The 637-nt window shown below is 32.3% G+C and carries 1 protein-coding gene; it reads right to left on the bottom strand.

The genetic code is table 11. The features are described 5' to 3' along the window. Positions 1-80 precede the first annotated feature (80 nt). Positions 81-637: hypothetical protein (locus E5A76_RS12885; protein WP_161119175.1), on the bottom strand; the 557-nt coding region annotated here is incomplete at its 5' end.

Here is a 637-nt window from a genome sequence, read left to right as displayed (position 1 = left end):
ACTTATATAAGATCACTTGAATTTGCCCAACAGTTACATATTTGTCGGCTATACGATACATATCTTTATTAGTTAATATTTTAGAATGGAACTTCTATACCTGAAATACTTGATGGCATCCAAGGATATTGATCAGTAGCTGACACAAAATCAGTCTCAAAGTTTCCTACATATCCCCAATATTCAACATCTGATAACTTTTCAGGATCAGGCTTCAATGAATCCAGATTCACACTCCAAAACCGATTACTATTATATCCGGTTTGAATTCTAGCACTACCATGTTTCGACTCAATCAAAACACCCCTTGCTAGATTATCCATTTTTAATAATTCTGTTTCTTCATCAACTCTAGTAATTACATTACGAATAGATTCTTCGATGTCATTAAGATTACTATTAAGTGTTTGCTTTGAAAAAACAACGCTAAATTCCTTTCGTGATGCAATATCGTATTCCGCATTCAACCGCCCACTAACATATGAGTCAGACAAATAAATACAATTATTTTTTATCTCTGAGAAATTACGTAAAACTTCAACAGTTCTTAGATTTCCGACTTTATATGAATAGGATTCCTCAGAAGATTTTCTTTTCTCTAAAGTTGGTATTTTATAAGAAAAGTTCACTCTTACCC

This window comes from Photobacterium lucens (assembly GCF_009873615.1).
GTDB classification, from domain to species: domain Bacteria; phylum Pseudomonadota; class Gammaproteobacteria; order Enterobacterales; family Vibrionaceae; genus Photobacterium; species Photobacterium lucens.
The sequence above is the reverse complement of the archived record's forward strand: the minus strand, read 5'-3'. Positions and strand labels throughout refer to the sequence as shown.